At 39.9% G+C, this 8,729-nt stretch carries 6 protein-coding genes and 1 pseudogene; all 7 read right to left on the bottom strand.

Annotated elements, in window-relative coordinates; translation table 11 throughout:
- A pseudogene (locus M3Z76_RS14165) lies at positions 1 to 1,423 on the bottom strand (hypothetical protein); the annotation flags it as partial.
- A 15-nt stretch (positions 1,424 to 1,438) separates the two neighbouring features.
- Entirely contained in the window at positions 1,439 to 2,260 is an 822-nt protein-coding gene (locus M3Z76_RS14160; protein WP_293928031.1) for a phage tail domain-containing protein, read from the bottom strand.
- Positions 2,257 to 6,738: a tape measure protein gene (locus M3Z76_RS14155; protein WP_293928034.1), complete on the bottom strand. Its 4,482-nt coding sequence runs from the start codon at positions 6,736 to 6,738 to the stop codon at positions 2,257 to 2,259. The genes M3Z76_RS14160 and M3Z76_RS14155 overlap by 4 nt, the downstream gene beginning before the upstream one ends.
- A 48-nt stretch (positions 6,739 to 6,786) precedes the next feature.
- Positions 6,787 to 7,353: a bacteriophage Gp15 family protein gene (locus M3Z76_RS14150; protein WP_293928037.1), complete on the bottom strand. Its 567-nt coding sequence runs from the start codon at positions 7,351 to 7,353 to the stop codon at positions 6,787 to 6,789.
- A 36-nt stretch (positions 7,354 to 7,389) separates the two neighbouring features.
- Positions 7,390 to 7,761, bottom strand: coding sequence for a hypothetical protein (locus tag M3Z76_RS14145; protein WP_293928040.1), 372 nt, complete (start codon positions 7,759 to 7,761; stop codon positions 7,390 to 7,392).
- A 125-nt stretch (positions 7,762 to 7,886) separates the two neighbouring features.
- Positions 7,887 to 8,330, bottom strand: a complete 444-nt coding sequence (locus M3Z76_RS14140; protein ID WP_293928042.1) for a phage tail tube protein — start codon at positions 8,328 to 8,330, stop codon at positions 7,887 to 7,889.
- Positions 8,331 to 8,729, bottom strand: a complete 399-nt coding sequence (locus M3Z76_RS14135; protein ID WP_293928046.1) for a phage tail terminator protein — start codon at positions 8,727 to 8,729, stop codon at positions 8,331 to 8,333.

The raw sequence follows: 8,729 nt of genomic DNA, 5'->3' as shown, positions 1-8,729 counted from the left end.
TATTTCCATCGTCCGCCAATACAGCATTTATAGGTAACACCGTTATCGGTCTGTAATTAATTGGTAATGTGGTGATTATAGTATTAATAGATATTGCACCACCAAATAAATGCCCTTCGACATGTACAAATCCTAGACTATCTTTTGTATATCTTAATCTCATATATTCTTCGGGTGGTTGTTGCCATCCATTTTGAGGAGTGGCTTCAATCCATGTCATTGAACTTGTCACTACACTTACCCACGGTTTCCAAACTCCTTCAGATTTTCTTCTGAAATAGATTCTGTCGTTAAGATGTGTCTCATAGAAAATTTGCACTGCTTGAGTATCGTTTATTATAGTTTCCACTAAGCCATGTAATGTATTTGGTGGTTTATTTAAAGTAGTATTATAAGTGTAGTATCTTGATGATATATTTATAGCATTTAAGTCTGTTGCTATTCGTGCCGAAGCACTGTTAAAGCCTGAATTATAAAATTCTCCAACTACAACTGCTACGCCTCTCGGTGTAATAGCTTTAGTCTCATCCATTGCAGGTGTATTTGATAATTGCACATGCCCTTTTTCTATTAGCGATGCATTTTTGTCCAAGTGTGTAGTAACTTTGTTATCTAGCAATGTCAAATCCGCATCATTTGCCTTACTGTCAAGCGCTACTTGTAGACCATTAATATTAGCGATACCTATATCGACATTGCCATCCTCGTCAGGCAATTGCTCATTAACTGTTTGCACTGCCCCTTGACCGTCTAGCCCCCTGCGAGCAATTATAATCCAGTCTGCTGTTGTAGTTGGTATAGATGTTACTCCATCATGTTTAGCCTGGTATGAGCTACCCTCATAAGTCACAACATTATTACGTTCGTATGTTTTAGTGCTATTGTATGGCTCCGCTTGCCCCCAACCCTTGACGGCATCCGCTGCACTCTCTGCTCTTTGTGCCGCACTTGTTGCATCTGTCGTGGCTTGCTGGGCGTCTTGTGTTGCTTGATTAGCATTTGTTGTCGCTGTATTTGCGTTTGTCGTTGCTGCTGTGGCATCTGCGATACTTTGCTCTAGTGATGTCTGCAACTGCTCTAAATCTACTTGTAATGCAGTTAAATCGTTAATTATTTGTGTTGCATCTGCTGTGGCTTGGTTGGCTGCTGTAGCTGCCTCCGTTGCCTCAATCGTTGCGTTAATCATGTTATCAATTAAGTCCGATGCATCATTTAAAGCCGCTTGCAATTCAGCAAGCGTTGAATCTGCACTATCTAATGCATCTTGTATACGTTTGATTAATTCGTCTACATCGTTATCGCCAGCTAGGATATTAATCTGCCTTTGTAGGTTATTAAAACGACGTAAAATATCATCCCATGTTTTATTGATATTGACACGCTCATCTTTCGTTATTGGTGACTGTGTATTATATAACGTCATGCATACAACTCCTTTCTAATGGTATAAAAACCTAAAATTAAAAGCGATACTTTGAATAGTACCGCCCTCTACTGTAAATATATTTTGTCCGGGTGCTAATGTAATTAGCTTTTTGTTTGTATCTCTAAATACAGAGAGACCATTTTTCAATGTCTGTATCCCTTTTAATACTAGCGTATCATTTGCCGTTAATGTGCCACCGTATTTATACACATCGCCTGTTGTTTGATTCGTTATTTGCAAATATTGAGATGCTGTTGCTTTGACAGTGATTTCAAGCTCATGCTGGCGTGGATCAATTAAGGCATTACCAATGTTTTCAATACTGAAATGGTTTGAGCTATGTTCATAGCTATATGTTTTATCCCAATCTATCCCCATGCCCCAGCTCCACAAATCCTTGTCCCATTCTTTATGATTTTGTAAATCTATACAACTACCTCTTGATTGTGCATATGGTGTAACACATACAAATTTGACGCTAAACATGCCATTTTTAACGGTACGCCTTAAACTAAATTTGTTGTCATTACGGACATACCACCATATACCAATTTCTTTTGTATCGATGATGTGAAAATCTTCTCCGCTACCAAATAAATTAAATAATACACGTCTGGACAAGACGTAGTCTGTCAAATCATAATTTTGCATTTTAAATGTCGCATCAATATAGCGAGTGTTGTAACCTTGATTAGTAATGCCATACCCACCACCGTTTATATTGTGAGATTCATTACGATTGTCTAAAGATTCAGGCTCAAACTCCATCACTCGTATACCTGCATCAAGTAAATTTATTTTTGATCCATCTTTTCGTACAAAAATTAATGTCACAATGGCACTCCTTTCACCATAGCTGCTACATTAGCGCCTCGATACTGTTTACCACTAACGATTTTGTACATAATCTCACCAATTTTTTCGCCATGCAGGATAACATCGGATGTTTCAATGTGCATGTCACTTTCTCCATCACTACCAAAAGTATTGTTATTGACAGTCGAATAATTATTTATCATTGGCGATGGTTTGTCCAAATCGAGGTTAACTTTTGCGCCTCGTAATGGATTGATGATTGATGGCTTAATAAAATCACCAATTTTTTCAGATGCGTTCGTCAAAAATGATTTTTGACGATCTACCCCGACATCAAAGCCTGCTGCCAAATTTCCAACGACGTAGTCACGCATCCAACGCGATGGTGATTTAATTTGCAAGGATGATTCAATCGTTTTTTTGATAGATTTAGCCATATTTTCTGCCTGTTTTCGTAAAGCTCCATCCATCGACTTCATTCCATCGATTAAACCTTGCCCAGCGTTTTTACCCACTTGGTGGAGTGTTTTCAGTTGCGTTTCAGTGCCGCCTACCACGTCTTTGATCGCTTGCTGCCATTCCGTATTAAGCGTTTGCAGCTCCTTGTTAGCCGCTTCGCGCATTTCACTGATTTGTAATTGAGTTTCCTTTTTTAGCGGCTCCATCTCTTTGACGGCCTGTTCACGTGCTATTCTAGACTTTTCTTGATACATACTTTGATAAGCTTTTAATTCCGTATCCGTCATAGAGTTTAAAGCTCGTAGCTCTTCGGTGGCTGCTGGACCCATTTGTCGGAGCTCATCTAACAATGTTTTAGACACTCGTCTGCGCTCTAGCTGTGTTAATTGATTACGCCAGTCATTCAGAGCGAGTACCTGGTCGCTTAGATTTTTAGCGAGCACTTCGGAAGTGACGGCTTCACGTTTTTTTACCTCGTCAAACAAGCCAAATGTTTTTAGGATTGTTTGATATCGATTTTCCAATGTATCATTATACTTTTTATTTAAATCTTGTTCGCTTTTTATTAGATCATCGTTGATTTTTTGTGCTTTGCCTAAATACTCATTATTAGTGCTAGTGATAGCATCATTGATACGTTTGACGTTATCTTGATATTGTCGTCTAAGCTCAACGTTTTCTGCTGATCCGTTTGCAAATTGTTTGTAAGATGCGCGCCAATACTGCGCTTCCTCAATCAAACTTAGCTGATTATATTTTTTTAAATCATCAATGTACTTTTTGACAGCTTCGAGCTTTTTCTTGTTAGCCTCGCCTTCTTTTTTCTCCATTTCAGACCAGGCTTTTTTGTTGATTTCCGCTAATTTCGCATGCATCTCTTTTTCAAGCTCTGCGATTTTTTTGCTATCAGCTTTCTTTAAATTAGCACGCTTTTTAGCATAAGACTGTTGAATTTTAGTACGTTCATCCTCAGCCTTATCCGCGATTTTCGCAACTTCCGCCGCATTAGCTTTAGCTGCGTTAGTAATAACTTTCGTTACATCAGTTACTGCTTTTTCATTCAGACTTTTAGTATTTGCAATACCGATAGCCATACCTTCGCCAGTAAATTCACCAATTTTTTTCATTACTCGCGAGGGTGAATGAATATCCAAGGCTTGGCGCACTGTTTGAGCTGCGCTATTAGCAATGCTACGAGCTGTTGCTATAACTTGCTTTTCTCCAGCCTTTAACCCGCGTACCATTCCGGCCATTGCTTCATTACCAACTTTTTCGAAAGTGGCAGATATATTGTCGAATGGCTTTGTTATATTTTTCATTAAAGTTGTAATAGATTTAAGAACTGCTTGAATGCCTTTTTTGATACCGAGTGCTAGACCATCTGCTGTATCTTTACCGATATCAACAAACACCTTCGATGGGCTATGTGTATCTAATTGTTTTCTTGCTGCATCCTCTGTCGCTTTTGCCATTTCTTTTGCAGCGTTCTCGGCTTCGGGTGTACCTTTTTCGATACCTCCTGCAGACCCTTTTGCAATATCCATGCCTAGTGCTGTCCAATCTGCACTTTCAATGCTAGCTGCTAAAGTTTTTTCAATACCTATTACTAAATGACTCACTTCATTGAAAATAGCGGCATTTTCTGGCCCTAATGACGTCCTAAGCGCTTCCGTTGCAACTTCTCCACCCTTTGCAAAAGTTTCACTTAACTTTTGCAATTCTGCATCAGAAGCCTTAACAAGTGCATTGACATGGCCCGCCGACTCAGGTCCTGCTTCACGTAACTTATTTAGTAAACCCTCATCAACTCCACGCTCGGCAAGCTTCGCAATATTATCTGCCCAATCTGTGATGACACGTTGGTTTTCTTCTAAGTTTTTCTGCATTTCGGCAACAGAAACTTTAGACTTATCACTCAACTTATCGAACATATCCGTAGCAGAGCTAGCGTAGTCCTCCCAAGTAGACTTCATGTCATCGACTGTTTTTCTGGCGGATTCGGACAATTCATCATACATTTTCAATTGTCTGCCAATATTCTCTTCTGCCGCAGCTGCTACTGCGGCATTCGCCTCGATGATTTCGTTTTCCACTCGTACACGCTCTTCGCCTGCTGCTGTATGAGCTGCTGATAGTTCCGCTTCTTGTACTTGCAACTTTTCTGATTCTTCTTTGTATTCTGATTTAGTTATCTTGCCATCTTCATATAATTTGTTATTTTTCTCAATTAACGCATTAACTTCCTCTTGTTGTTTGCCGATTTCGATTTGTTCCTTGATGATTTCAGTAAGCCGCTCTTGCGATGCATGTTGCTTTTGCTCCTCTTTCATAAGGTTAATTCGATTTAAAATTTGCTCTGAAGTGGCACTTAATGCATTGGTCTGCTCCCCATATACAAGGTTTAGACCATCGACATTTCGATTTAATTCCTCAATATACGAGTTTAATAGCTTCTTTTCTTCAGCCGTTTTCTTTTCCTTTGCTGCAAGTGTCTCAATTTCAGCAACAAGTTCTGTGTAAGCCTGCGCATTAGTTTCAATATTGCTTTGATTTTTTTGATATGCTGCTGCAGATTCTTCAACTGAGGTGCTCAATGCTTTTGTTGATTCTGCTAACGCTTCATTTTGTTGGGCTAATTTAGCTCCCTCTTCTGTGGTCCTATTAAACCATTTGACAAGAGCAATAACACCTGTAACAAGTAATCCAATACCTGCAATCACCCAACCTACAGGACCACTCAAAAATGATATAGCTGCCCCAAATGCTTTTGTAGCTGCTGTCGCAGCTATTTGCGCAACTGTTGATAGTTTGATAGTTTTTGTCATTACACCAATTGCTAAAGTTTTAAGTGTAATGGCACTAGTTGATGCAATCGTTACAGCCGTGCCAGCTCTATCTACTGTCGTCATGGTAATTTGTGACGCAATACGTGCTTTAGTTGCTATTGTTAATGCTTGTGTAGTGGCTTCCGCAGCTGCTATTGCTACTTTTGCAGCGTTAATCGCTGACGTTGCTTTTGTAATGACTGTGTATGCCGCAAATGCTGCTGTCAAACCGATTATAGCGGGCGTCAATGTCTGTACTACAGGAATTGTAGCGCTTATCGCTGATGCAAACACTTTAACAATTGGCGCGGCACTTTCAATCACACCATTAATGGCAGCAAACACATTTCGCACAACAATTTTTAAACTATCAAGATTTTCAGCAATTGTTTTACCCGTAACTTCTTTTGTCAAACGGTCAAACGAGAAAATCATATTAGCAACACCAACAACAATCGCATTTTTCAGATTGCCAAATGATGTACTGATCCCTGCACTACTATTTTTAGCAATATCCGCAAAGCCGTTCACTCCACCGTTTAACTCAATGATTTTAGCGTTAAAGTCTTTAAATTTGATATCACCGTCTTTTAACGCTGCATACAAATCGTTTTGGGCTGACTCACCAGCGAAGCCAAATGCCTCGGCTGTTTTATTAACTGCGTATCCCATCGTCTCCTGCAACGTGCGCCACGATTGCATATCGACAGAGCCTTTGCTCAGCATTTGCACATATTGCACAAGTCCACGTTCAGCATCAGCTGCACTTGTCCCTGACGCTAAAAAAGCATTGTTCAAAGACAATGCTGTGTCAGTTGCTGTATCTAAATCACCTGTTAAAACCGCTATATTTTGAGTGCTTGACACAATACCATCAAGCGTTGTCGGCAAGCCTTGAATACCATCAGACAACTTGCTGATAGATTTTTGAGCCGCCTCACTACTAAAGCCCATACGCTCCATAACGGACGGGAATCCGTTTATTGTGTCAAAGCGTTTTATTGCTCCATCTAGCGCACTTGTAACAAGCTGTATCCCTTTTTGAGCAAGTCCAACTAAACCTAGCGCAGTAACCATATCTTTAACGCCAGTCGAAGCGCCTTTTGCTGACTTATTGATACCATCAATCTGCTTATTAATGTCAGCAACACCTTTAACGACTCGTCCATCATCTAATATGACATCAATTACTATTTTTCCATCTGCCGCCATTACTATATCACCCCTTTGGTGCTCAACGGCTCTCTAGTATTTTGCATATCATCGCTCCTTTAGCGCATATGCCCGTTTGATTTTTTTAATTGCTTCACGTTGCTTTCCTGTACCTTTGCCCGTTGGCAACTCCATCTGACGAATCTCTAATACCTTTTTAAACTTGGTATCTTCGCTCAGCCCAGACAAGAGCGCCTTAAATTTCCACCAATGCAGCTTGCCTTGCTGCTCAAATAAATCCATGCCATAACATTGCAAAAAAGACGCGTAAATATATTGCGCGTCGTGCTTGATATCATATAGAGCCTCGTGGTCATCCTCTTGCATATGTGGCATTGGATTGCCTTCAAGATCATATTCAACGTCATTGTCCTGTTCATTATTGATAAATGTGTCAAAAAGCATTACAAAAATATCCGCTTGCTCTTGCAGAGTACAATCTAAATCTTGTCCTAGTAGCATATACACCCCTGCTACTATCTGCTGCGCGTCATTGACCTCGTTATCATTGAGCAAGTCAATAACTGATAAGACATTATCAAATGACAAATCAATGTCATACATAACACCGTTTATTTCAACTTGCCAAGGTAGCGTTTCCGTTAATATAAACATAGGCACTTCCTACTTTTTCTTTTTACGCTTTTTTGGTTAGTGTTGTTTTTTTGACTGTACATACTGGGTAACTTTATCATGTTCCATCTGTAAACCGCGTTTACTAGCTTCTGCTGCAATTCCTTCTGCAAGTTGATTAAATACATCAACGCAAGCAAAAGCTCCACCTACACGCTCGTAGATAGCGTTTCCTGCACCGGTTCCTAACAACTCGTCAAGTGCGTTAATAATAAGCTCTTTCGCTCCATCAAAATCTTCATCTTCAAGCTCATGAGCAGCTGCATGGAACTTTTCAAAAACTGTGCGATTTTGTTGCAAACTCTCGTCCGACATATCAATTTCAAACTTTAAATCTCCGTCAATCTCCACTGGAATTGTAGCTTTTCGTGTATTAATTTTAATTACCATGTATACCGCTCCTTTTTATAAAGAAAAAGAAGGCTTATTCGCCTTCTCCTTCGATTAATTCTTCTGTTCCCTCAATTGGTTCATTGGGTTGTTCTGGTTCTGTGTTGCCCGATGATTCGGGCTCATTAGGGCGTTACTGGTGCTACTGTAATTGTCGGTTTAGCATCCCATGAGATACGGCAGTTGAATGGCGCATAGTCAGATGCCTCGCCACCTGTAACTTTAATTTCTGATACAGTAGCACGCCCCTCAAACTCCGTTCCGTCTGTACGAACTTGTTTGAACATGATTTTACGAGCTTCGCCTGTTTCTAGTTCGAGGTCCGCTATTAATTTTTGAGCCGGATCTTCCACGTCGTGCATACCTTCAAATGTATATGCTTTCTTGACTGCAATAACGTCTGTCTCTTTTGTGCCATCACCGTCATAAAATGCGTATTCTTCCGTTTCTTCCTCACCATCATCCGTAACAGTAGAAATCCACTTTGCTAGACGCAAATTAGCTGTGCTGTTTTCGCCTTCATATGCACCTACCCAATATTCCGTTAAAGCATTCTTTTTACGTGCCATTTAAGCCACTCCTTTTTCAATTGTAATTTGTACACTGATTGATAATTGATAAATAAAATAGCCCTGCTCATCGATTAAGATGAGCGAGGGCATACCAGCAATTCGTATATCGTTAAACATATAACTGCCGTTTTCCGACGGTAGATCAGATAAATTTTCAAGCTTTTGAAAAATCGTATTCAGAAAGTCGATACAATTATTTTGCTTCTTACTTTTAGCATTAATTTGCACTTGCTGTTGTTTATCGCGTGTACCATCAAAATAGACCGTTTCTGCTCCGCCGGGCATCGCCATAACCGAAATACTTTCGACGGCATTTAACACCCCAATAATACTGCTAGCAAACGGCTTTTGATTATTGATATAGCGGTTGAGCTGTAACAATAAATCAAGTTCCAT

Source organism: Metasolibacillus sp. (assembly GCF_025291715.1).
In the GTDB taxonomy this organism is placed as follows: Bacteria; Bacillota; Bacilli; order Bacillales_A; family Planococcaceae; genus Metasolibacillus; species Metasolibacillus louembei.
The sequence above is the reverse complement of the archived record's forward strand: the minus strand, read 5'-3'. Positions and strand labels throughout refer to the sequence as shown.